Origin of the sequence: Hyunsoonleella ulvae, assembly GCF_016827605.1 — a bacterium.
Lineage (GTDB): Bacteria > Bacteroidota > Bacteroidia > Flavobacteriales > Flavobacteriaceae > Jejuia > Jejuia ulvae.
In genome coordinates, this window is the sequence record NZ_JAEPJQ010000002.1 from 736,401 (window position 1) to 760,480 (window position 24,080).

Annotated in this window: 23 protein-coding genes; 9 read left to right on the top strand and 14 right to left on the bottom strand. The window is 33.2% G+C overall.

The window, feature by feature from the left end; translation table 11 throughout:
* Positions 1-11: 11 nt before the first annotated feature.
* The 5 genes from JS605_RS08620 to JS605_RS08640 form a co-directional block, all read right to left on the bottom strand.
* Entirely contained in the window at positions 12-2,435 is a 2,424-nt protein-coding gene (locus tag JS605_RS08620; protein WP_203257290.1) for a TonB-dependent receptor domain-containing protein, read from the bottom strand.
* On the bottom strand, positions 2,416-3,792 hold the full coding sequence (locus tag JS605_RS08625) for an HTTM domain-containing protein (RefSeq protein ID WP_203257291.1): 1,377 nt from the start codon (positions 3,790-3,792) through the stop codon (positions 2,416-2,418). Before JS605_RS08625 ends, JS605_RS08620 begins: the two co-directional genes overlap by 20 nt.
* Before the next feature lie 57 nt (positions 3,793-3,849).
* Positions 3,850-4,944: an imelysin family protein gene (locus JS605_RS08630; protein ID WP_203257292.1), complete on the bottom strand. Its 1,095-nt coding sequence runs from the start codon at positions 4,942-4,944 to the stop codon at positions 3,850-3,852.
* A gap of 117 nt (positions 4,945-5,061) precedes the next feature.
* Positions 5,062-6,261, bottom strand: coding sequence for a DUF4856 domain-containing protein (locus JS605_RS08635; RefSeq protein ID WP_203257293.1), 1,200 nt, complete (start codon positions 6,259-6,261; stop codon positions 5,062-5,064).
* A gap of 199 nt (positions 6,262-6,460) precedes the next feature.
* Positions 6,461-7,324 (bottom strand): hydroxymethylglutaryl-CoA lyase, encoded by an 864-nt coding sequence (locus JS605_RS08640; RefSeq protein WP_203257294.1) that lies wholly within the window; start codon positions 7,322-7,324, stop codon positions 6,461-6,463.
* Positions 7,325-7,438: 114 nt separating this feature from the next.
* Here JS605_RS08640 and JS605_RS08645 point away from each other — a divergent pair, with 114 nt between their 5' ends.
* A complete protein-coding gene (locus tag JS605_RS08645; protein WP_203257295.1) occupies positions 7,439-8,368 on the top strand; it encodes a T9SS type A sorting domain-containing protein in 930 nt (309 codons plus the stop codon).
* A 90-nt stretch (positions 8,369-8,458) separates the two neighbouring features.
* A complete protein-coding gene (locus JS605_RS08650; RefSeq protein WP_203257296.1) occupies positions 8,459-10,465 on the top strand; it encodes a T9SS type A sorting domain-containing protein in 2,007 nt (668 codons plus the stop codon).
* Between the two features lie 3 nt (positions 10,466-10,468).
* Here the strand turns inward: JS605_RS08650 and JS605_RS08655 are convergent, their stop codons facing one another.
* Entirely contained in the window at positions 10,469-11,509 is a 1,041-nt protein-coding gene (locus tag JS605_RS08655; RefSeq protein ID WP_203257297.1) for a quinone-dependent dihydroorotate dehydrogenase, read from the bottom strand.
* Positions 11,510-11,669: 160 nt separating this feature from the next.
* Between JS605_RS08655 and pepT the strand changes: the two genes are divergently transcribed.
* From pepT to JS605_RS08670, 3 genes are all read left to right on the top strand, one after another.
* Positions 11,670-12,926 (top strand): peptidase T, encoded by a 1,257-nt coding sequence (gene pepT, locus JS605_RS08660; protein WP_203257298.1) that lies wholly within the window; start codon positions 11,670-11,672, stop codon positions 12,924-12,926.
* 220 nt (positions 12,927-13,146) lie between these two features.
* Positions 13,147-14,139, top strand: a complete 993-nt coding sequence (locus JS605_RS08665) for a WG repeat-containing protein (RefSeq protein WP_203257299.1) — start codon at positions 13,147-13,149, stop codon at positions 14,137-14,139.
* 148 nt (positions 14,140-14,287) lie between these two features.
* Positions 14,288-14,887, top strand: coding sequence for a YdeI/OmpD-associated family protein (locus JS605_RS08670; RefSeq protein ID WP_203257300.1), 600 nt, complete (start codon positions 14,288-14,290; stop codon positions 14,885-14,887).
* A gap of 60 nt (positions 14,888-14,947) precedes the next feature.
* On the opposite strand, the gene yajC is transcribed toward JS605_RS08670, so the two are convergent.
* The 3 genes from yajC to nusB form a co-directional block, all read right to left on the bottom strand.
* Positions 14,948-15,247 (bottom strand): preprotein translocase subunit YajC, encoded by a 300-nt coding sequence (gene yajC / locus JS605_RS08675; protein ID WP_203257301.1) that lies wholly within the window; start codon positions 15,245-15,247, stop codon positions 14,948-14,950.
* 13 nt (positions 15,248-15,260) lie between these two features.
* Entirely contained in the window at positions 15,261-15,737 is a 477-nt protein-coding gene (locus JS605_RS08680; protein WP_203257302.1) for a DUF1573 domain-containing protein, read from the bottom strand.
* A gap of 85 nt (positions 15,738-15,822) precedes the next feature.
* A complete protein-coding gene (nusB, locus tag JS605_RS08685) occupies positions 15,823-16,770 on the bottom strand; it encodes a transcription antitermination factor NusB (RefSeq protein ID WP_239000304.1) in 948 nt (315 codons plus the stop codon).
* Positions 16,771-16,972: 202 nt separating this feature from the next.
* Here nusB and JS605_RS08690 point away from each other — a divergent pair, with 202 nt between their 5' ends.
* The gene (locus JS605_RS08690; RefSeq protein WP_203257303.1) at positions 16,973-18,730 is read left to right on the top strand and encodes an ABC transporter ATP-binding protein; all 1,758 of its coding nucleotides are present in this window, start codon (positions 16,973-16,975) and stop codon (positions 18,728-18,730) included.
* Positions 18,731-18,864: 134 nt separating this feature from the next.
* Entirely contained in the window at positions 18,865-19,254 is a 390-nt protein-coding gene (locus JS605_RS08695) for a PUR family DNA/RNA-binding protein (protein WP_203257304.1), read from the top strand.
* Between the two features lie 65 nt (positions 19,255-19,319).
* Here JS605_RS08695 and JS605_RS08700 read toward each other — a convergent pair whose 3' ends face one another.
* Positions 19,320-19,655, bottom strand: a complete 336-nt coding sequence (locus JS605_RS08700; RefSeq protein ID WP_203257305.1) for a tRNA-binding protein — start codon at positions 19,653-19,655, stop codon at positions 19,320-19,322.
* 47 nt (positions 19,656-19,702) lie between these two features.
* Between JS605_RS08700 and JS605_RS08705 the strand changes: the two genes are divergently transcribed.
* Positions 19,703-20,260, top strand: a complete 558-nt coding sequence (locus JS605_RS08705; RefSeq protein ID WP_203257306.1) for a thioredoxin family protein — start codon at positions 19,703-19,705, stop codon at positions 20,258-20,260.
* On the opposite strand, the gene JS605_RS08710 is transcribed toward JS605_RS08705, so the two are convergent.
* The 4 genes from JS605_RS08710 to JS605_RS08725 form a co-directional block, all read right to left on the bottom strand.
* On the bottom strand, positions 20,244-20,732 hold the full coding sequence (locus JS605_RS08710) for a GNAT family N-acetyltransferase (protein WP_203257307.1): 489 nt from the start codon (positions 20,730-20,732) through the stop codon (positions 20,244-20,246). The two genes, JS605_RS08705 and JS605_RS08710, sit on opposite strands and share 17 nt — an antisense overlap.
* A gap of 1 nt (position 20,733) precedes the next feature.
* Positions 20,734-21,279 (bottom strand): YfiT family bacillithiol transferase, encoded by a 546-nt coding sequence (locus JS605_RS08715; protein WP_203257308.1) that lies wholly within the window; start codon positions 21,277-21,279, stop codon positions 20,734-20,736.
* A 47-nt stretch (positions 21,280-21,326) separates the two neighbouring features.
* Positions 21,327-21,749, bottom strand: a complete 423-nt coding sequence (locus JS605_RS08720) for a hypothetical protein (protein ID WP_203257309.1) — start codon at positions 21,747-21,749, stop codon at positions 21,327-21,329.
* A 137-nt stretch (positions 21,750-21,886) separates the two neighbouring features.
* On the bottom strand, positions 21,887-22,819 hold the full coding sequence (locus tag JS605_RS08725; protein WP_203257310.1) for a peptidylprolyl isomerase: 933 nt from the start codon (positions 22,817-22,819) through the stop codon (positions 21,887-21,889).
* Positions 22,820-23,124: 305 nt separating this feature from the next.
* Here JS605_RS08725 and JS605_RS08730 point away from each other — a divergent pair, with 305 nt between their 5' ends.
* A complete protein-coding gene (locus JS605_RS08730; protein ID WP_203257311.1) occupies positions 23,125-23,967 on the top strand; it encodes a hypothetical protein in 843 nt (280 codons plus the stop codon).
* Positions 23,968-24,080 lie beyond the last annotated feature (113 nt).

A 24,080-nucleotide genomic window follows, 5' to 3' on the forward strand; every position in this document is an offset into this window, starting at 1 on the left:
ATCTTTACAAATTACAGCTTTATTTGTAGTGTTGTATACCAGTTTCTCGGTGCAGATGGAATAATACCAGGTCCTGGATAACCCGTTGCCCTTCTGGTAAAATATGAATTATCCAACATATTATTTATACCTGCTTCCAGTTTGAAGTTTTTATAAGTATAGGACAACGATACATCTAAAATATCATATGCTGGAATTTCTCCAATTACCCCACTTAAACTTGCTTGGGTTGAATTTGTGGCATCAGTAAATTGTCTGCCCAAGTACGTATATTGAATACTGCCCAAGACATTCTTATAACCTCCTCTTAGCCCTGTTTTTAAATTTAAATCGGGAACAAACTCCACCTTATTACCCTCAATTCCCGATTGCTCGGATACCGTGTATTCTGATTTAATAACTGATGCATTGACAAAGTAATTTAGTTGAAAATCATTATTTAAACCCATAATTTTTTTCAAATTAAAGTCAAATAGAGATTCTATGCCGTACATAACTGCGTCCCCAACATTGCCACGCTCACTAGTTACACGTCCATCAGACAACCCTTTTTGAACAAACCCTATTCGATCATTGTAAAATAAACCAAATACACCAAGATCATAAGAAACTAAACGCTTATAATTTCCTCTTAACCCCATATCTGCAGTAAAACCTCTTTCATCAGTAATATTTGGATTGATTGAAAACGCTGGGTTAATAATATTAATATCTGAAAACGTCACAGAACGATAATTTTGTGAAATATTTCCGTAAAGTTCTACACTTTTGCTAGGCTTATAACTCAAACCAACACCAAGCAATACGAATGAGCGCTCAAAGTTGCGATTATCTTCTACTGCTTCATTTAAGATAACATTTCCTGCACCATCAGTGTTAATTCTTCTAAAAAAACCATCGCTTTGTGTCTTTATATATTCAAAACGAAATCCTGGAGTAACCGAGAACGCATCTGATATATAAAATATATTCTCTCCAAAAATTGCGACATTAAAATTAGGCAAATCAAATTCTGATTGGTCTGGATAATTAGGGAAATCTTCTTCAGCAAAATTAAAATCTGGTCCTTCATCTGCACTACCTGGCCCTTGTTTTTGATAATTATCTGCTTTATACAATTTACCACCTATTAAAAACGTAGCATCCTTTTCCTTAATCTTGTATTTACTTAACAAACGTGTTTCGAAACCAAAATTATTAAAGTCGCCTACAATTAAATCCCTTTCGTTGCCAGGATCAATTTGATTGACACGGTTTGTTCTAAAACCCAATGCCTTTCTTGAAGCATTTAACCCGAAAAAGTTAAATGTAAAATTAGTTGTGGTTGAAAATTCATGAGCAAATTTTAAATTGTATAGTAACCAATCTACCTCAAACCAGTTTCTTTCTCTATTACTTTGAAACGGGTCATCCCGAAACATATCATCTGTTAACCCACCTCCTTGTTGTGCTAAGTAATTAAGATAAGTTACTTCTCCTTCTAGGGAAGATTTTTTGTTGAATTGATAACCAATATGAGCAAAAATATTTTTAGATTCAAACTCCGAGTTAGGTCTAAATCCATCTCCCTTCTTATAATTAAAATAACTGTAATAACTCCATTTATTTTTGGTACCGCTAAGGCTAGTAAAGTTGGTATACAAACCAAAACTACCCAAGGTATTTCTGGTTATAAGTTCTAATGATTTATTAGGGTTGGGCGATTTTATTTTAAAATTAATCAACCCTCCAAACTGGGTACCATATTGAAGGGAAGCTGCACCTCGTATTACCTGTATTTCTTGTAACCCTTCAGCAGCAGGAGTGTAATAGCTCTCTGGGTATCCTAAAACATCAGCACTAATATCATAACCATTTTGCCTAGTATTGAAGTTAGCCGTTCTGTTAGGGTCTAAACCACGGCCTCCCACATTTAGCTGTAAACCAGCATCATCATTTTGAAAGATATTTAATCCAGCAACTTGACTGTAGATTTGACGTGCATTATTAGATGCCAAATTTGCCATAGACTGATCTACTAAAACTACCTCTGTTTTTTTACCTGCATAAATTGCGGTTTCCTCTACATCATTTAATCGTTTTAACTCAAACACACGTTTATTCCTAGCATTAATAATGACTTCGGATAGCTCTGTGGTTAAATCTTCTAAAACGACTTTAAGGGTTTGTGCATCTTTAGTAACTACTTCTACTTCTTTAATTTCATATTCAGAGGAAAAAAATACAAGTATTAAGGTTTCTTTTGAAGTCTCGAATGCAAACTCACCAGAACTGTTTGTTGTCGTTAGAAGTCCAGAAGTCTTATCGTAAACACTAACATCTGCAATGGGAGTGCCTGTTTTAGAAAAAGTAACTATACCTGTTACGGTATGTTGCGCATACAATGAAACGCTTAGTATTAATGCTGTTAATAGCTTATAAGCCTTTAATGTCATCTGTAAAAGGTAATATCCAATGCTTAGGTCTAAACGATTCTTTTTCGGCGTACAAATCTACGGTTTTATCAATATATAGCATACTTAATCTACCATTTAATGCTACATAACTTTCCACAAATACCTGCACGTTTTTATGACCTTGGTTTGCGAAATGATCTCCTAGATAATGTGCATACTCTAAAATAAAATCGGGTTGAAAGCTCATTTGCTTTTCCTGAAAGGATGTTAAAAAATCTGTATTATCCACAAGAAAGAAATCTCCTGTATCTTTATTTACAATTTTAAAGGTTGCTATTCCCATTTTTTCCATAAGCATTACACGCCATGAAAAACGATAGCCTTCTTCTGTCCAGAATAGTTCTCCTGGATAAAGCATGTATCTAAATGGAAGAATTAGCTGTACAATAAAAAATAAGGTTAATAAACCAATGACAGGTTTTTTAAATTGATATTTATAATTTTCTTTTTTCTTGATGAAACCTCTCGTTTTCACTCGAAGTGATAATTGGTTTAAAATCTTACTTAATATTTTAATCAACTTTTTATGCAAATTAGCATCAAAAAAGATTAAGGTAGATACAATCATTATAAAGGGAAACATTCCGATAGGAAATAGTACTCTTGTAAATACATGAAAAAATACTACTAGGGCAAAAGCCAACCCTCTTGTTTTTTTGTAAAGTAATAGAAATGGAATGGCTAGATCATACAGCATACCGCTCCAACTCATGGCATAATGGAACCAATTTTGATGCATTAACGTATCTCCTAACAAAGGTAAATCGTATTTTGAAGTGAGCCATATTTTTAGGGGTTGCGCCCTAAACAACCAATCACTATTAATTTTTGCTAACCCAGCATAAAAGTAAACTATACCTAATAGTAATTTTACACTGTCTATAGTCCATTTGGGAACATGAGTATAGCTCTTTTTTTTTAGTAGGTTATCAACCGAAAAATGGGCGTTGGCTGGTAAAAAAATCATTAAAAAACTTAAAAGGCTTATAAAGTAATAATGATTAAGGTATGTGGTTTTATCCATCAATTCTATATAAGTAAAACTTAAAAAGAACGTGATAATGGCTATACGGTACTTTAAACCCATAGCTACTAATAAGGCAGAGATACCACAAACTACAAATAGTAAATAGGTGTAGTTCCCTATGGGTTTTACCCACCCAAAACCATAATAAGAGAAATGAAATTTTGGCTCTAGATACAATGATTCAATCCAACCGTGGCTCCAAAATCGAATAATACTAAAACACATCATAATACCAAACGCCACTCTAAATACTGCTAAAGGAGCAGCTTGCGTGTTTTTATTGAGATATGTGTTTAGCTTAAAACTCATGCATGAAATAAAAAAGGTTGTCTTTAACGACAACCTTTACTTCTTTTATTTTTGTTTCTAGTCTCCATCTGCATCAACATAATCTACTCTTATATTAAAAGCTTGTAGCATGTCTACTTTTAGAGAAACAACTGCAAGCTGCAACGCGTCATAGGCTTGTGTCATTTTAGTATTATCACTGTTTACTTGAGCATAAAAATCAGAATCTAAAGCTTCTAACTTTTGGCGCGCATCATCAAATCTAGAGTTAATTAAAGTAACTAAATCATTTCTGTCTAAATCTATCAAGTACGAATTAAAACTTTCCCCTGTTGTTTCTTCAGAAAAAGATTTTCCATTAAATAGATTCTGTACTGCATTTAGAGCCTCCAAAGCAAATTCTTTAGAATATACTCGGCTGTAATACCCCTCAACTTTTTCAGGTAATGGTGTAGATGAAAAATTACCTGCTGGAATACCAACTTTGTTGGCTCTTAATCCTTTCTCATAGTAAAACACAAAATCATTGGTAAATTTATTCAGGGCACTTGTAGCCGCATTTCCTGTTTGACTAATAAATATATCTTTATATGAATTTATCCAATCATTCAATACTGTTTCAGTCAAAGAATCCATTTGATCAATTATATCTGATAAGTAAGTAATGTACTTACCATCTGCATATTTATTCAAGATAGCTGTGTCATCACTTGCTAAGCCATATAACATATAATCTAATGCAGGGAAACCTACCGCATCATTATTATTCACATTAGATAAATCATAAGATCCGCTAGAAATATTATTTTCAATATCCACAGTATTTGTCGGGTAAACATTCATTTGAAAACCATACAAAACTTCTTCTGCTTTGCCAATATTGAAAACTTCTACATTCTGCCAAGATTTATAAGCTGAAACAAATGCTATTCTTATTGCATCTAGATTATCTTGATTTGGCGTGGTTATAAAAGTTTCTTTTTTTGTTTTTAATTCTGATAATTTATTGCTCAAGTCCTCAAAAGCAGGAATAATAATATTATTAGCTACATTGGTTAATAATGCGCCTCTATCAAAATTATCATTACCTCCTGTTGGTCCATCATCGGAAGATGAAGAACTGCAAGCTATAACTAAACATGTAACAACTAATCCTAAAAAAAACTTTCTCATCTGTTTAAATTTTATTTCTTTTTCAAAATTTTTTGCAAAAATATGAAAAGTAGTCACTCTATTTTATAACAAATAGAATAACTACTTTCACTTTATAAATAATAACTAACCTTCACTTTAGCTCCCTGCTTGGGCAACGGTAAAATTAAATTTTGCAGCAATGGTACTAGACATTGTATCTAACGCCTCTTCTGTAATATCCCAAAAACCGTTTCCTGCTGTTAATGTAGCTATAAAGCCATTCACTTCAGATTTTGTAAAATATGGCTCGTTTGTTCCTGGTTTTCTGGTAAATTGTAAACTATAGATAAACCCAAAACCTTCAGATAAATCATGAAATGCAGCGCCTTTATCTGTAGCTAAAATATTTTTGCCTTGTTGTAAATAGTATACAGCTCTAATTCCAATTATTTCAGAAATTTTCTCTCTAATAATTTCAGCTTGAGCATCTCTAACTGTATAGTTTTTAGCTACAATTGCTGCTCTACCTAATTTAAACGCTTGGTAAATTTCGTCGGCGATTCCTGTAAAATCATCATCACCTTCAACACGACCAATGTACTTATTTAAGAAACTATCTGCTCCTAAATCTGCATTAGGATTGGCAGGATCTGCATTTACACCGTATACATAACCATAAGCTTCATCCCACTTATGTTCCATGTTTGTGTAATCTTTACCTTCAGCTACTGTATCAGCATCGTTATCTGCTACGTTTGTTCCTGCATCTAAAACAGCAGTACTTAAATAATTATTTAGAGCTTGGTCTACCATTAACGCTCCAATAAGTCCTTTATTTACTGCTTGATTATACTCTAATCCTTTGGCGTTAACGTACCTAGTACTTCCACCGCCAGCTTCTTGAATCTTACCTGCAGTACCTGAAGCTGCATCTACATCCCAATTTGGGTAAACTTCACTTACTTGTGCCGCAATCCAGGAATCAAAATCTGCTTTAATTGCATTCGCATCTGTTGTGTTTGCAGAAAAGTAATCTGCTGACGCAGCAGTTTTACTTCTGATAGATTTACTTGAGGCATTTAAATCTGCATCAGAAAATTTATCTCCCGTGTTGGTAAACATACCATCTAAGTCTTCTTCAGTTTTAGACGTATCTTTGAGGCCATCGATTAATTCTTGACCCATTTCAATTCTAGTCGTTTGTCCACTAAAACTTACCGTAGAATTGCCGTTTCTGGTAAAATCGTAAGTTGCTGGTGCTACTACGTTAGAAGGCCCTCCTGTATTGTCATCATCATTGGAACATGATTGGAAAAACGCTGAAGCTACAAATAAGCTTAGTATAATTTTTTTCATAGTTTTAATTTGGCGTCCTTTTATTTAGACTTATTATAAATAGATTGTTCGGGTGCAAATATAAAAGGGAAAATCACTTCAACAAAGTTTATTTAGATTAAATTTAAATAAAAACGCAGTAAAAAACACAACCTATTGTTTTTCAAATATTTAAATTATGTTAAATTTTAAAATTTAACATTTAGATAAAATGGTAACCTTAATGAAAATGATTAAAAATTTTGGAAGCTTCATTATGGGCGCTTTCAAAACTTAAAGCATCAAGGTTATTTTTCTGTTTAGCTGTGAAATAAGACAAGAGTTTTTCTGTAGGCATATTTCCTGTTAGTTCATCTTTAGCCATAGGGCATCCTCCAAAACCCTGAATAGCTCCGTCAAATCTATTACATCCCGCTTTGTAGGCTGCATCTACTTTTTCAAACCAAGACGTAGGTGTGGTGTGTAAGTGTGCTCCAAATTCTATGTTAGGATATAAAGGAATTAAATTAGAGAACAAATAATCTATACTTTCTGGGTTTGAAGTACCAACAGTATCACTAAGCGATATTATTTTAACCCCCATTTTTGCTAGTTTTTCGGTCCAATTACCCACAATGTCAACATTCCAAGGGTCGCCGTAAGGGTTCCCAAAACCCATCGAGATATAAACAACAACCTCTTTTTTAGATGTATCGGCAATTTCTAAAATCTCCGAAAGTATATCAACGGATTGCGCTATGGTTTTGTGAGTATTACGCATTTGGAAATTTTCTGAAATAGAAAAAGGATATCCCAAATAATTTATTTGGTTGTGTTGACTGGCATCATTGGCACCTCTAGTATTTGCAATAATGGCTAGAAGTTTACTTGTGGTTTTACTTAAATCCAATTGCGATAAAACCTCAGCAGTGTCTACCATTTGCGGAATGGCTTTAGGAGATACGAAACTTCCAAAATCAATGGTATCAAAACCCACACGCAACAAGGATTGGATGTATTGCACTTTTTGCTTAGTGGGAATAAAGCGTTTTATGCCTTGCATCGCATCTCGTGGACATTCTATTATTTTAATGGTTTGCGACATGAAGTTTTAAAAATTTAGAGAGCTAAAAGTACTACTAATTTTAAAAATGTAAGTTCTGGTATTTAATGACGACTTAATAAATTGATTTTTATTCTACACTAAAACATAACCACTATGAAAAAAATTACGCTCCTCACATTACTACTAATATCCTTCTTTTCTTTCTCGCAAAGTATAGCGAATTATGATATTTCTGTAACTACAATTTGGAATTCAACAGATCATACCTCAGTTCCTGGGAATGCACATTGGTCTCCATTAGCAGGAGCTACTCATAAAACAACAAATACCGTTTTAGAGTTTGGCGTTGTGGCTCCAGCTACTAATGGTATTAAAAATATAGCTGAAACAGGGAATACAAGTGCATTTAATAGTGAAATAAACACATTAATTTCGTCTGGAGAATGTGACCAATATTTACAACAAGGTTTTTCCCCTTTTGCTGGAAACAATAGTAACTCCACATTAACAAGTGTGTCTGTAAGTGAAGATTTCCCTTTAATTACCTTAGTCTCGATGGTGGCACCAAGTCCAGATTGGTTTATTGCCGTAAACAGCCTAGATTTAAGATCTGGAAATCCTTCTGTAAATAATGGTTGGAAAGATACTTTTACTATGGATGTATTTGTTTATGATGCTGGAACAGACTCAGGAACTGATTACGGTTCTGGGAATTCGATAACAACGCCTAGGGATCCCATTAGTATGGTTTCTGGATTTCCTATTAATGGTAATAGAATGGCAACTGTTACTTTCACCTATAATTCTTCTACATTAAGTAATCCTGCTGTAGAAAGCTTTGGTAATGTAAAAATACACCCAAATCCAACATCTGGAAAAATAACGATTTCTAATATTCAAAATACAAATATCAAGCGTGTTGAAATATTTTCAATTCTAGGTAAATTAAAACAAGACTATTTTATTGAAAAAAAAGTTAAACACCTAGATTTAGATGTATCAAATTTAACTTCAGGCATTTACCTGCTAAAGCTTAATAATGAGGATGGTAACGCTAAAACGCAAAAGTTAATAGTACGATAATCTCACATCGTCGATAAAAAATTTACACTTAACGTTTTTTTTACATAAAATTAAAGCCATAGGGTACTTTTGATCCAAACGATGTGCCCCATGAAGTTTTACCCCAATTTGAGTATTCCTATACTTGCTATATTATTATTGTTTGTAACGGACAATTTTGCTCAAAACACTTCTCATTTTTGTGGTACTGAAATAACAGAGAAATCCCTATCATACACCCAAGCTTTTCATGATGATATAAAATTTCATGAAAATGAGTTTATGGCTATTACAGAAAAAACTAAAAAATCTGGAACGCATAAAAACACATTACCTGCTCCATTAAATTCTATACCTGTAAAAGCATTTATTATCAGGCCTTCTTCAGGTCATGGCGGTTTAAACATAGATGATTTGCATAAGGCTATTAATGATCTAAACACATTGTACGCTGATGCGTTTATGGAATTTTTTCTTTGTGATGGTGTAGAATATATTGATAATGATGATTACTATTATAAGTTTAACAGAACACAAGAAACTGATGTAACCGAAAGTTACTATACTCCCGGCGTCATCAATATTTATTTCACAGATTATGTTGAGGTAACAACTGGTGTTGGGTTGTGTGGATACTCTAATACTTTTGGAGGCTCTGATGTTATCGTGATGAATAATACATGTGCTACCAACGGTACATCGTTAGCACATGAAATTGGACACTTCTTTTCTTTAATGCACACCCATGGCCCTGACAACCATAAACTAACTACTGAATTGGTAGATGGTTCTAACTGTGATACCGATGGAGATATGATATGCGATACACCTGCTGATCCCGGGTTAAGTATTTATAATGTTAATACTGATTGTGAATATACTGGTAGTATAAAAGATACTAATGGAGATTTATTCCAACCTGATACTGAAAATATAATGTCTTATTCTAGATCTAGCTGTAAATCTCATTTTTCGCAACAGCAGCTCGCTAGAATGTACGCTTTTTATAAATCTGCCAGACAATATTTATCCTGTCCGTCAACAAATGTAAATTTTACTGCTGATAATTTTCAAGCTTGTGAAGATGAGTTAACTGTTAATTTTACAGACTTAAGTGTTGGTGCTACTTCGTGGCAATGGGATGTAGATGGAGATAATGAAATTGACTATGTAGAACAACATCCTACCCATACCTTTACTGCGGGTATTTATGATGTAACGCTAACCATTACCACTGCTAGTTCGGCATTTAAAAACGGGGATGAAAACACCAAATCTTTTGTAAAAACGATAAGCAAGACATTTTCTCAAATTATAAAAGTTGGTACTCATGAAGATACTACTATGGATGTAGATTTTGATACGTTCGGTTTTGCCAGTTCTGATGGTTGGTCTGCAATTGATGTTTCGGGTCATGGCTTTAATTGGTTAATAAATTCAGCAGAAACGGTATCTACAAATACAGGACCTATGATGGATAAAACCAGTGGGGAACGTTCTGGAAACTATATTTACACAGAAGCTTCAGGATCTAAGGAAGGCGATGTTGCTGAATTTGTTTCCCCTTGTATCAGTATCAATGAACAAAATACATCTCTAGACTTTTACTATCACATGTTTGGAGATCATATAGGAGAACTTCATATAGACATAGAAACAAATGAAGGCTATGTGTATGATGTTATTCCTGCCATTAAAGGTGCTCAGCAAATTAATCAAGATGATGATTTTGTGTTAGAAACGGTTAACTTATCTCGTTTTTATGGAGAGACTATAAATATTCACTTTAGAGCCGTTCGTGGCAAGGGATGGGCTGGAGATATTGCCATTGATGGTATTCGTATTAAAGGAAACTCAGTGGTGCAAAAAAGTAAAAATACCTCTACCCTAAAACTGTTTCCTAATCCTGTTACCAATAACATTATAAACATAGTATCTACATCAGAAAAACCAAATCCAAAACAATATTACACCATATCTAATCTTGTTGGACAGGTATTTTTAAAAGGAAGCTTACTAGACCATCAACAAATTAATGTATCTAAATTACCCAAAGGATCCTATTTAATTACTGTGATAAATGGTAAAAACGTGGAGGTAAAACAGTTTATCAAATAGTAACTACTTACTATTTCCCTCTAGGATAGCTTTGTTGATGCGCTTTATTAAACTAGGACCTTCATAGATAAAACCTGTGTAGATTTGTACTAAATCTGCGCCAGCGTTTAACTTATCCAATGCATCTTCCGCAGAATGGATACCCCCTACTCCAATAATAGGAAATGTTTTATTACTTTTTTCCGAAAGGTATTTAATAACCTTAGTGCTCTTTTCTTTAATAGGTTGCCCACTAAGCCCGCCATTACCAATAGCATCAAGCCTCTCTTTTTTAGCTTTTAAACCGTTTCTATCTGTAGAGGTATTACTAGCTATAACACCATCTAGATTAGTGTCTTTTACAAGTTCTACGATTTCATCTAACTGACCATCATTTAAATCTGGAGCAATCTTCAACAAAATTGGTTTTTGCACCTCAAATGTAGTGTTCTCCTTTTTAACAGCTTCTATGAGTTCTTCTAAATAGTCCTTGTCATTTAGTTTTGCATGGCTCCCTACATTTGGGCAGCTTACATTCAATACAAAATAATCTACATACGGGTGTAGTGCCTTAAAACACTGTAAATAATCCTTGGTATAATCTTCAGGCTTAGTAGCTGTATTTTTTCCAATATTTCCTCCAATAATTAGTTTGCCCTTATTCTTTTTTAATTGGGTAATGGCAGCTTCTAATCCTTCATTATTAAACCCCATTCTGTTTATAACACCTTTGTCATCCTTTAAGCGAAATAACCGCTTTTTAGGGTTCCCGGGTTGCCCTTTTGGAGTTACCGTTCCTATTTCTATAAAACCAAATCCAAAATTTGCCAGTTCGTTATACAACACAGCATTCTTATCAAATCCAGCAGCCAGTCCTACTGGGTTTTTAAACTTTAATCCAAAAAGATTTCGTTCCAAACGTTTATCTTCAACCGTATATAAACTCCTAAATAAAGCAGAAACCCCAGGTATTTTTGAAGTAATTTTTACAAGACTGAATGTAAAATGATGAATTTTTTCGGGATCGAATGCGAAAAATATTGGTCTTAGAAGTGTTTTGTACATCTGTAATATTTGTGCAAAAATAGGTTGAAATCTTGTAAATAAAAAATTGACATTATGCGAGTATAGGACACTTTAAATTTCAATAAATATTGTAAATTGTATAAAAATACTTAGCTTCAAAAGAGACTTAACAAACCATACATCTAAACCATACTTCTGTATGATTTCAAAAGAAGATATCACAAAACGTTTTATAGGTTATGCTAGGATTGACACGGAGTCTGATCCTAATTCGAACACAACCCCAAGCACTAAAAAACAATGGAATTTGGCTAATAAGCTAGCTGAAGAACTTAAAACTATTGGCATGCAAGATGTGTCTGTAGACCACAATGCCTATATTATGGCAACTTTACCTAGTAATGTAGATTATAAAGTACCTACCATAGGTTTTATATCTCATTTTGATACCTCTCCAGATTTTACTGGTGCTAACGTAAACCCGCAAATTGTAGAAAATTACCATGGAGGCGATATAGTTTTAAACAAAGAACAAAACATCATATTATCACCTGATTATTTTGATGACCTAAAACTATATATTGGGCAGACCTTAATCACTACTGATGGCACTACACTGTTGGGTGCAGATGATAAAGCTGGTATATGTGAAATTGTGTCAGCAATGGAATACCTTATTAATCATCCAGAAATTAAACACGGTACTATACGTGTTGGGTTTACACCAGATGAGGAAATTGGTAGGGGCGCCCATAAGTTTGATGTGGAGAAATTTGGTGCAGATTGGGCTTATACTATGGATGGAAGTCAAATTGGGGAGCTAGAATATGAAAACTTTAATGCTGCTAGTGCCATCGTAAAAATAAAAGGTAAGATCGTACATCCAGGTTATGCAAAAGGTAAAATGATAAATTCCATGTATATCGCAACAGAATTTATCAACTCCTTACCGAGAATTGAAACACCAGAACACACTGAAGGTTACCAAGGTTTTTTTCATTTACATGATATGATAGGTAATGTAGAGGAAACTACGCTACAATACATTATTCGTGATCATGATAAAGCTCATTTTGAAGCACGCAAAGATGTGATGCTAAAACTAACCAATGAGTTGAACACACAATATGGAAAGGAAGTTATTACTACAGAAATACATGACCAGTATTATAATATGCGTGAAAAAATTGAACCTGTAATGCATATTGTTGATATTGCCGAAGAGGCTATGAAACAATTAGATATAGCCCCTTTAATTAAAGCGATACGTGGTGGCACCGATGGTTCGCAATTAAGTTATATGGGGTTGCCGTGCCCAAATATTTTTGCTGGAGGTCATAACTTTCATGGGCGTTATGAGTATATCCCCGTAGAAAGTATGATTAAGGCCACCGAAGTGATTTGTAAGATTGCGGAGTTAACAGCAATTAAAACTAAGGATAACTTGATTTTTTAAAAAATTAGCCCCTCTAACTAACATAGGATTTAAGTCGTTTAAACAACACTTATCCATGAAACTGTTATTAGTAATTTAGAATAAGCATTACCTATATATATCAAAAGTCTTGATTAGTAACTCCAAACACGAAATGTCGTGTAAATGTCGTAGATAAAACATTATTAAGTTTTGGTAAACTTTATGATTGAAGATAATTTTACTTAAAATTTCAATTTGAATGGATAGACTTGATTTCGGAAAAGAATTAATTAGAATAAGAAAAGCTAAAGGATTAACTCAAGCTGAAGTTGCAGATAAATGTAATATAACAATACGCACGATTCAAAGAATTGAATCTGGTACTGTTAAACCAAGAAGTTCTACTATCAAAATTATTTCTGAATTCTTAGAAATTGATTTTTTCGAAAACTCAATTCAAAATTCAAGTTTTAAAAACCGTACAGCTCTATGGTATTTAAAAGACACCTTTAACTTAAAAACAAACACAATGAAAAAAATCTCAATTTTATCTGCCTCTTTACTTATTTTAACTCTTATAGGTATAAACATATTTAATACTGAAGCACAATCTAAATCGTCTAACAAAAAATCTGAAGTAACAATAGAAAGTCAAAATAAAGAAAATGATTTCTCTAAGGACTTTGATGAATTTAAAATTGAAGGGGATTTTGTTTTTGTTAAAAAAAACAAGAAATATGGTTTGATGAACCTAGACGGAACAATAATTATTCCTTGTGAATATGATAAATTTGAAGTTGAAAATAATTACGTTTTAACATTGAAAGGCAATAAACGTGGTTTGATGAATCTAGATGGAGAAACCATCATTCCTTGTGAATATAACACGTTTGAAGTTAGTGGTAATTATGTTTTAACCCTAAAAGGCAATAAACGTGGTCTGATGAATCTAGATGGAGAAACCATCATTCCCTGTGAGTACGATATGTTTGAAATTAGTGGTAATTATGTTTTAACCCTAAAAGGCAATAAACGTGGTTTGATGAATCTAGATGGAGAAACTATCATTCCCTGTGAGTACACCAGCTTTAACATAGAAGATAGTTATGTTTTTGTCTCAAAATATAACAAACACGGGTTAATGAATTTAAATGGTAAAACAATAATTCCTTGTGAATACGATACCATGAAATTTGAAAAGGGAATAGCAATTGTAACAAAAAATGGAAAGACTAAACAAATACGGATTTAAGACAACCGCTAATTACTATATTCGATGCTAGAGATTATACTAATCAAGTAAACTCCTTAAGTTTTTATATTTGAATGATTATTTACTAAATTAAGTACTAAATAAACTCAAATAATTCTAAATATAAATACACTAACGAATCTCTTCATTGAAAAAAGTCCACTCTGTAGAAGAATACATAGAAGAAAATGCACAATACAGTAAAGCTTTAGAACTCCTGCGTTCCATTATACTTTCCACAGTATTGGAAGAAACCATAAAATGGAGTTTTCCTGTGTATACGCTTAAAAACAAAAACGTACTAAGCTTAGGTGCTTTTAAAAACCATTTTGGAATTTGGTTTTTTAATGGTGTATTTCTAAAAGATGATTTAAATATTTTACAAAACGCCCAAGATGGAAAAACCAAAGCGATGCGACAAATGCGCTTTACCTGTATTGATGATATCGACAAAAATGTTGTTTTAGCTTATGTAAAAGAAGCCATTGAAAACCAAAAACTAGGAAAAGAAATAAAACCAGACAGAAGCAAAAAAGAGGTTATCATACCTAAACACCTTAATGATGCTTTACAAAGTAACCTTGATTTAGCATCGGCATTTAAAAACCTCTCCAATGCTAAACAGCGGGAATATTGCAACTACATTTATACCGCTAAACGAAATACCACAAAACAAACGCGACTAGAAAAAATTATACCCATGATTTTAAATGGGGTTGGCTTACACGATAAATACAAAAACTGCTAAAAACTAAAAAAGCTTCCCAAAATATGGAAAGCTTCTTTAATGTTAGTTTTTATTTAATTTTTATTTTTTTGGAGTAACTGGAGCATTTAATTTAGTACTCATCTCCATAGAAATTGCGGAACGGTCGAATTTTAACTTACCTGCTAATGTTTCTATAACACAAGAGTTGTCCTTATCGTTCAGTTCGGCTATTTTACCGTGTAAACCACTTTTGGTAATTACTCGGTCTCCCTTTTTTAATTCTGCTGCGAATTTCTTTTCTTTTTTGGCACGTTTCATTTGTGGTGCAATCATAAAGAAATAAATAACCACAAACATTAATATGAATGGCATTAAACTGCCGAATCCTCCTTCTCCCATTGATTTTTATAATTTAGCTTTTAGCTGCTGGTTTTGCTTTATTTGGGTCTGGTTTTACAAATGCCGTAATTTTAACACTTTCTCTACCAGTTTCTGTATTTGCTGTAATATTTATGGTTTTTGAAACCTTGTTAGTACCACTACCGTTAAACTTCACGGTAAACTGCCCTTGTCCTCCTGGGGCTAGAGGTTCTCTGCTCCAATCTTTAGGCACTGTACATCCGCAGGTACTTTTTATGTCTGTAATTACAAGCGGTGCTTCGCCTGTATTCTTGTAAGTAAAAACAGTTTCTACCTGTGTTTTAGCTTCAATTTCTCCAAAATCGTGTTCTTTTTTATCAAATGTCAATACTGGAAATTTTGATGCTACAGCATCCCTTTCAGCAGCTTTCGCAACATTTGCTTCACTTATCTTTTTAGTAGCATCCTCTTTACAAGACGTAAAAGCTACCAAGCATAATGTACTTAATCCTAATATTACTTTTTTCATAATGTTTCCTTTTATGATTTGGTGCATAAAAATAGCAATAATTTAAATGTTTAAAAACTTTTATGGCTTCTTAACAAGGTTTATGCTATATTAAACCGCGTCCTACCTTATTTAGTTTGTCTGTTTTCTTATATTCTTTTACAAGTTTATCTAGAATACCATTTATAAATATGCTACTCTTTGGTGTAGAGTATTCTTTGGCAATTTCTAAATACTCATTAATAGTAACCTTTACAGGTATTGATGGAAAATGCTGCAATTCACATATACCCATTTGTAATAGCACATAATCTAAACTGGCAATTCTATCTGCGTCCCAATTTTTAGTTTTCTGGGCAATTTCTTCATTTATAGCTTTGGTATTCAGTATGGTTTTTTTAAACAAATCTATTGCAAATTGTTTATCATCCACATCCTTGTATAGTTTAGGGGCAAAGTGTGCTTCAGAACTGCCGTTTTTCAACTTTCGTAATAGTTTTAAAATGGTAGTATTTACAGTAGGTAGATCATCCAACCATGTTAAATGCTTATCTTCAATATAATCGTAAAGCTTTTCGTTTGGTGCAATTATTTCTTTAAATATATCAATAAAGAAAGTCTTATCTTCCTTAAAATCTGATGTTCTGGTTTGCATGTAATCTTTATACAAATCACTTTTAAGAATCGCTTTAAAAATGATATCTACATACTCACTATCTAATTCCCAATTAAAGTATTTATTATCTTCTATCTGCTTTAAAAATGCTTCATTCTGCGCTATGAGATGGAATACTTGATTATTTACAAACTTTCTGTTTGGGTTTTTATCTTCAGAAGTCGCTAAGTGCTTTTTTTGCTTTTTTTCTAGGTCTTGAGTCGCTCTTTTTTGAACTTCAAGCAACAACGCTATCATGAGCAAATACAGATTGTACATGTTCTCTATACTAAACAATAAGAATTTTTCATTCTGTTTTAAACCATCGCTTTCACTACCGTTAAAAGCATAAATGGTTTGCATTACCTTAACACGAATATGTCTTCTGTTTAGCATCATTACAAAGAACTTAAGTTAAAACGTATATATTGTTTTTTACCTTTTACTTGGGCAAAAATAAAACTATTTTAATAAAATAAGTGCTGATTTTTTGTTTTGTTTCAGTTAATTCGTTTTAGCTATTATTTAACAGTTATCAAACCTTATACTACATCAATTATATATATAATGGCGTATATTTGCTACTTATTTTTTAATTTAAGTGAAAGAACTCAAGCATCTTAATAAGTACTTTTTAAAATACAAAACCCATCTCCTCATTGGGGTTGTAATAACCATTGTTGCTAGAATTTTTTTATTATTCACACCACGTTACATAAGGCGTATCATTGAAATTATTGAAAATAAAGCAGGGTTGAGCGATACTGCAATAAAAGGCGAGTTACTAGAAGCTATTCTTTATATTATTGGTGCCGCTATTATTGCTGGATTATTTACATTTTTAATGCGGCAAACCATAATTAATGTATCGCGTTATATAGAATACGATTTAAAAAATGAAATTTATGAGCAGTACCAAAAACTATCTCTTAATTTTTACAAAAAGAACAGAACGGGAGATTTAATGAACCGCATTAGCGAAGATGTGGGAAGGGTACGCATGTATGCCGGTCCAGCTATTATGTACAGTATTAATACTATTACTTTATTTGTAATTGCACTAATTTACATGTACAACCAAGCACCAACGCTTACGTTGTATACAATAACACCGCTTCCTATTCTTTCTGTTATTATATACAAACTAAGCAAGGAAATACATAAACGCAGTACCGTTGTACAAGAGTATCTATCAAAATTATCAACATTTACACAAGAGTCTTTTAGCGGTATATCTGTAATTAAAGCCTATGGTATCGAGCCAAAAACCTCAACCGATTTTGATGCGCTTTCATCCACAAGTAAAGAAAAACAATTACATCTTGTAAAAGTACAGGCTTTGTTTTTCCCTATGATGATCTTATTAATTGGCACCAGTAACCTGTTAGTAATTTACGTAGGTGGCATGCAGTATATTAATGGACAAATAGAAAGTTTAGGTACCATTGCAGAGTTTATTATTTATGTAAACATGTTAACATGGCCAGTGGCAACAGTAGGTTGGGTAACCTCTATAGTACAACAGGCCGAAGCATCACAAAAACGTATTAATGAATTTTTAAAAATTGAACCAGAAATTAAAAATAAAGTAGAGCTACCGACCAAGATTACGGGAGATATTATATTTAAAAATGTATTTTTTACTTATGATGACACCAATATACAGGCATTAAAAGGTGTGTCCTTTAATATAAAAGCTGGGGAAACCCTGGCTGTTTTAGGAAAGACAGGTTCTGGAAAATCTACAATTTTAGATTTGGTAGGTAGGCTTTATGATATTGATAAGGGGCAAATTCTTCTAAATGACATAGAGATAAGCCAACACCATTTATCGAGTTTAAGAAACAGTATTGGTTATGTACCACAAGATGCTTTTCTGTTTTCTGATTCTATAAAGCATAATATTAAATTTGGAAAGGAAGATGCTACAGATGAAGAAGTTGTTGCTGCTGCTAAAAATGCCTATGTACATAAAAATATTATAAAATTTAGTAAAGGCTATGATACCGTTTTAGGAGAACGAGGCATTACACTTTCTGGCGGTCAAAAGCAAAGAGTCTCCATTGCAAGAGCCATCATAAAATCACCACAAATTTTATTATTTGATGATTGTTTATCTGCAGTTGATACTGAAACCGAGGAAAAAATATTAAAAAACCTCTTTAAAATTTCTAAAGGAAAAACTACCATTATTGTGAGTCATCGTGTATCCTCTGCCAAAAACGCCGATAAGATTATTGTGCTAGACGATGGTAACATTATCCAAGAAGGCACTCACGAAACCCTTATAGACACAGAAGGATACTACAAGGAATTGTACTTAAAACAGTTAAGTGAATCTTCTGAAAAGAAAAATTAAACAACTTTCGATTTAAAATAAATTATTAGTTTTAATTTAATAAAAATCAGCATTTTAAAAAGATTCTTTAAAAAATGTTGGTAAGTTTATGTTTTTTTTAGATTTTTGATGTTACCAACATTTAACAACGTATAATGAATAACAACGGTATGATGGAGAAAGAGGAAATTTTTTCTAAAGTATTACGAGCTGGAAGACGCACTTATTTTTTTGATGTTAGAGCTACTAAAGCAGAAGATTATTACTTAACGATTACTGAGAGTAAAAAATTCACAAACGATGACGGGTCTTACCATTACAAGAAGCATAAAATTTACATCTACAAAGAGGACTTCTCTGAATTTAGAGAAATTTTAGCTGAAATGACTGATTTTATCATTAGCGAAAAAGGTAATGAAGTGATTAGCGAGCGTCACCAAAAAGACTTTAAAAAAGATTACGAGCAAACACCAGTTGAAAGTACTACAACTGAAGACATAAAATCTACTGATAGTTTTACAGATATAGACTTTGATGATATTTAACTAGTATTAAAGTTTCTAGATATTAAAAGCCTTTGTTTATAACAAAGGTTTTTTTGTACTCTAAATTAGCTTACCGTAGTACCGTTTTTAACCTGCTCTTCAGGGTTTAGCAAAACAACGTCTTTACCATCAACAGCTCCTAACACCAAACACTCGCTCATAAATTTTGCAATTTGCTTTTTAGGGAAATTTACAACTGCAACAATTTGCCTGTTTACCAAGTCCTCTTTTCTATATAAAGTCGTTATTTGCGCTGATGATTTTTTAATCCCCAAATCCCCAAAATCAATAGTTAATTGATAGGCTGGGTTTCTGGCTTCAGGAAAGTCTTTTACTTCAATAATGGTTCCTATACGTAAATCTACTTTGGTAAAATCTTCAAAAGATATTGTATCGCTCATTTTTCAAAAATATAAATAATTCCGACATTTGGGGAAACTAAAACATTATGGCAAGAACTCCATCAAATATGCTTCCTTTAGGAACTAAAGCTCCAGATTTTTCATTATTGGATACGGTATCTAACTCCGTTTTGGGTCTAAATGATTTAAAAGGGGAAAAAGGTACTGTTATCATGTTTATTTGCAACCACTGCCCTTTTGTGATTCATGTAAACCCCAAATTAGTAGATCTAGCAAATAGATACGCACCTAAAGGAATTCATTTTATTGCAATTTCTAGTAATGATGTGGAAAACTACCCTCAGGATGGTCCTGATAAAATGAAAGCTCATGCCGAAACTGAAGGTTATCCCTTTCCTTATTTATACGATGAAACCCAAAACGTAGCAAAAGCTTACGACGCTGCTTGCACCCCTGATTTATATCTTTTTAATGAAGACTTAAAGTTAGTGTATCGTGGACAGTTAGATGACTCCAGACCAGGGAATGGCATACCTGTTTCGGGAAAAGATTTACAGCATGCTATAGATTGTTTAATCTCTAATAAGGACAATAACGAAACTCAAAAACCAAGTATTGGTTGTAATATTAAGTGGAAAGTTTAAGCTGATACATTCCCACATCATGCCATTTACCAAATTTTAAACCCACTTCTTTTAAGAGGGCTACTTCTTTAAACCCAAACTTTTCGTGGAGCTTTACACTGGCTTCATTAGGTATGGTTAAAGCTCCTATTACTGTGTGGGTATCAGTTTGTTTCAATGCGGTTAGCAATGCTTCATAAAGCCTAGATCCAATACCTTTTCCATGCGCATCCTGTTTAACGTATACCGTAGACTCTACCGTAAAATTATACGCAGGTTTTGGCCTAAACCTACTAGCATAAACGAACCCTAAAATACCCTGATTGTCTTCAAAAACAAAAAAAGGATACTCGGCATTGATACGGTTAACCTTTGCCTCGAAAGTTGTAAAAGATAAAGGTTCTATATCAAACGTAACCACCGTATTAGATACATAATGGTTGTATATATCCAATAGTGCTGGAGTATCGTCTATGGTAAATGGTCTTACCATGTTAAAGCCAGCCTTTTTGTTGCATTATGTTTTCTATATGCGCATAATGGTGGTTACTATGCCACGCATAATTTCCTATATTATAATCTAAGGGTACTTCACTATTGGTTTCTGGATGTAAAAAACGCTTTTTCATAGCGTCTTTAGATAACCCTTTAAGCAGGTATACTAATTTATAGTGAATCGCCTTAATGTGCTCTATAGACATTTGTATTGGGGCTGTTTTGCTATCAAACAACTCCGCCCATTGTTGTTCTTCATAGGCTTTTATTAGAGGTTTATCTTCTGTTAATGCCCATTTAAATCTGGTATAGCTATGATGATGACTATCTGAAATGTGATGTACAGTTTGCCTAATCGTCCAACCTCCAGGTCTGTATGGTGTGTCTAGTTGTTCCTTATTAAGGTGTTTTACCAAGGCTTCTAAGCGAATGGGGAAGGTTTCTAATACATCTATCCACGCTTTTATGTTGGTTTCAGTAATTGGTTCAGGACATTTAAATTGCCCTATGGGATATTTTAATTGTTCTAGTGTAGTAGTATCCACAAGTATCTATTTTATAATTGTGGTTCTAAAATAAGTATTAATTGGGATTATGCAATCTCCACATTGCCCTTTTTCGCCCAATTCACAGCTTCAAACAGAGAATTAAAGTTCTTTATGTTATTGTTGAAAAATAAATTTTCCATAATTAAATTTATCTTACTACTTGAGCGATAGGACACAATATAATACCCTTTTAGACTGTAATTACTTTTAAAAAACTTTAGCCAGTCTGCTGGGGCAACTGCATAAGAATTAATGCGGTTAGATATATAAACCAGATCACTACCATCAGTTCCCAAATAACAAGATACATCGTCTACAATGTGCTTTGCATGATCTTTCCAAGTAATGGTAACACCTTGTTTTATTTCTGAAATAATAAAACCATTAAAAATAAAGATATCCCCAAAAGGATAATTAAGTTCTTTAATAACCTCGGAATACAGATAAGTGTGTTTTACGCTTTCCACAGAGCAAAATTACGTATTGAAAACTCAGTACGTCAAAAAACTCGATACATCCATTAATAAAACGTTATGTTACTATATGCATAAAAAAAAGCGTTCAAAACGAACGCTTTTTGTAGATATTTTAATATAAACTTGTTTTATTTTACATTCATCAATTCTACATCAAAAATTAAATTGGCATCTGGAGGAATAACACCACCTGCACCACGGCTACCGTAAGCTAAATGGCTTGGGATTACCAAACGCGCTTTATCGCCTACGTTTAATAAACCTATACCTTCGTCCCACCCAGGAATTACTTGTCCCACACCTAACGGAAAGTCTATAGGTTGGTTTCTCTTGTATGATGAATCGAACACAGTGCCATCCATTAACTGTCCCTTATAGTGTACAGATACTGTTTTGCCTTTTTCAGCTTTTACGCCATCTCCTTTTTGTATGATTTGGTATCGTAAACCACTTTCGGTTTTTTCAAAACCGGCAGCTACTTTTTCCAACTCTGCCTCTTGTTTTGCCTTTTCTTCCGCTAATCGTTTTTCTCTAGAACCTTCAAATGTTCTAAATGCCTCAACAGCATTAAAGGCTTCTGCCTCTAAGCCCACCCTTACTATTTCTAAACGTTCAATTTCATCACCTTGCGCTATAGCATCAACAACCTCTTGCCCATGTTCTACTTTTCCAAATACGGTATGGTTGTTATCTAACCATGGTGTTTCTACATGGGTTATAAAAAACTGACTCCCATTAGTGCCAGGGCCTGCATTTGCCATAGATAACACGCCAGGACCATCGTGTTTTAAATCTGGATGAAACTCATCATCAAATTGATACCCAGGATTTCCTGCACCAGAACCTTGAGGACACCCACCCTGAATCATAAAATCTGGAATAACCCTATGGAATTTTAACCCATCGTAATATGGTGTGCCTTGAGGTTTTACTTTATTTTCTAAGTTACCCTCTGCCAAAGCCACAAAGTTACCTACGGTTCCTGGTGTTTTTTTGTATTCTAAAGCAACTAGTATTTCGCCTTTTGATGTATTGAATTTTGCGTATAATCCGTCTTGCATGGTCTTGATTTTTAATGAGGTGCAAATATAGTACGATTTTTAATTTTTAGATGAATGAATACTAGTTTTTAAATGAAAGATGCTAAAATCTTTTTTGATAATGTACAAGGGTTTAGCTACCTTGCTGGATATAAGAATTTTCATTCTTTTATAGTGAGGACTAAAAGGTATAAAAAAGCTAAAAGTTCCGTATATAAACAAGTTGGCAACAAGCTAAAACCAATTCGAAAAAATAATACCCAATAATAGGTATAGTAAATTTTAAAAATTTGATTGAAATTACACATCTAACCAAAAATATAATTATGAAATCAACACTACTAACTTCACTTTTATTTTTTAGCCTAATAGCTTTTGGACAAACTAACCCACAGGTATTTTTTGCATCACCAGATTTAATCCAAGGAACAGGAGAAATTGGAACTACTATTGAAATAAGCACAGATACGGATTTTACAGCTGAACATCAAATTGCAGTTGACAACAAAGGGAACTTTAAATTTACTTTTCCATCATCCTTAACTGTAGGAGATAATATCATAGTGTGGTCTGTAAATTCAAAACAAGAAATTTCTCAAAGAATACTTGTGAAAATTGAACAACCAAATTCAATACTTCAGAATTTTAGTGATGGAAATCTCGCAAATAACAATATCAGAAATTTTTCCGTAGCAGGAAAAACAGTGAAATACAAAGCAACCATTTGGAATACTAATTTTTCAATCCCATTAGCAAGATTTAATTTTACCAAAAATGATGAACAAAAAGCAGGAGACTTATTATTGTTTAATTCTATTGGAGCAGGATTTGGAATTAGTGCTGGAGAGTTAAGTGAAACAAGAGATTTACAAGGTAATCTAATTAATCAAGAATTTGTAAATACCTTTGGAGTGCATTTAGGGTTTTTATTTTCGGCAGGAACTGGAGATGACACAAACAATGTGTTTGCACCAACATTGAATTTTAGTGTATTAGATTTTCAAATAGGTGTTGGATATGAACTTGGAACTCTATCAGAAAATCAAAGACCAACATTTTTGACTTTATCCTATGCGATTCCTCTTTATAAGTTAAAAAAAGGAGGGTTTTGGATTTGGAAAAATTCTAAACCAATAACTGACCCTATGCAATCAAGACTTGGAGAATAAAGCCAGTTGCCAACAATATAAGTAATTGCTTGTTCTCACCTACTTCTGAAAATCCTCGAGGATTTTTAGTTTGGTGCGTACTTGCATAGTTAAGCACTAAACCACGCAACTAC

Excerpts from the sequence above, each read along its gene's own strand:
- JS605_RS08695 (WP_203257304.1), top strand. The coding sequence starts at position 18,865 with ATGAATAACAACGGTATGATGGAGAAAGAGGAAATTTTTTCTAAAGTA.
- JS605_RS08705 (WP_203257306.1), top strand. The coding sequence starts at position 19,703 with ATGGCAAGAACTCCATCAAATATGCTTCCTTTAGGAACTAAAGCTCCA.
- JS605_RS08620 (WP_203257290.1), bottom strand. The coding sequence starts at position 2,435 with ATGACATTAAAGGCTTATAAGCTATTAACAGCATTAATACTAAGCGTT.
- JS605_RS08725 (WP_203257310.1), bottom strand. The coding sequence starts at position 22,819 with ATGCAAGACGGATTATACGCAAAATTCAATACATCAAAAGGCGAAATA.
- yajC (WP_203257301.1), bottom strand. The coding sequence starts at position 15,247 with ATGGGAGAAGGAGGATTCGGCAGTTTAATGCCATTCATATTAATGTTT.
- JS605_RS08645 (WP_203257295.1), top strand. The coding sequence starts at position 7,439 with ATGAAAAAAATTACGCTCCTCACATTACTACTAATATCCTTCTTTTCT.
- JS605_RS08640 (WP_203257294.1), bottom strand. The coding sequence starts at position 7,324 with ATGTCGCAAACCATTAAAATAATAGAATGTCCACGAGATGCGATGCAA.
- JS605_RS08630 (WP_203257292.1), bottom strand. The coding sequence starts at position 4,944 with ATGAGAAAGTTTTTTTTAGGATTAGTTGTTACATGTTTAGTTATAGCT.
- nusB (WP_239000304.1), bottom strand. The coding sequence starts at position 16,770 with ATGATGCTAAACAGAAGACATATTCGTGTTAAGGTAATGCAAACCATT.
- JS605_RS08730 (WP_203257311.1), top strand. The coding sequence starts at position 23,125 with ATGAAATCAACACTACTAACTTCACTTTTATTTTTTAGCCTAATAGCT.
- JS605_RS08650 (WP_203257296.1), top strand. The coding sequence starts at position 8,459 with ATGAAGTTTTACCCCAATTTGAGTATTCCTATACTTGCTATATTATTA.
- JS605_RS08700 (WP_203257305.1), bottom strand. The coding sequence starts at position 19,655 with ATGAGCGATACAATATCTTTTGAAGATTTTACCAAAGTAGATTTACGT.
- JS605_RS08655 (WP_203257297.1), bottom strand. The coding sequence starts at position 11,509 with ATGTACAAAACACTTCTAAGACCAATATTTTTCGCATTCGATCCCGAA.
- JS605_RS08710 (WP_203257307.1), bottom strand. The coding sequence starts at position 20,732 with ATGGTAAGACCATTTACCATAGACGATACTCCAGCACTATTGGATATA.
- JS605_RS08635 (WP_203257293.1), bottom strand. The coding sequence starts at position 6,261 with ATGAAAAAAATTATACTAAGCTTATTTGTAGCTTCAGCGTTTTTCCAA.
- JS605_RS08680 (WP_203257302.1), bottom strand. The coding sequence starts at position 15,737 with ATGAAAAAAGTAATATTAGGATTAAGTACATTATGCTTGGTAGCTTTT.
- JS605_RS08665 (WP_203257299.1), top strand. The coding sequence starts at position 13,147 with ATGGATAGACTTGATTTCGGAAAAGAATTAATTAGAATAAGAAAAGCT.
- JS605_RS08625 (WP_203257291.1), bottom strand. The coding sequence starts at position 3,792 with ATGAGTTTTAAGCTAAACACATATCTCAATAAAAACACGCAAGCTGCT.
- pepT (WP_203257298.1), top strand. The coding sequence starts at position 11,670 with ATGATTTCAAAAGAAGATATCACAAAACGTTTTATAGGTTATGCTAGG.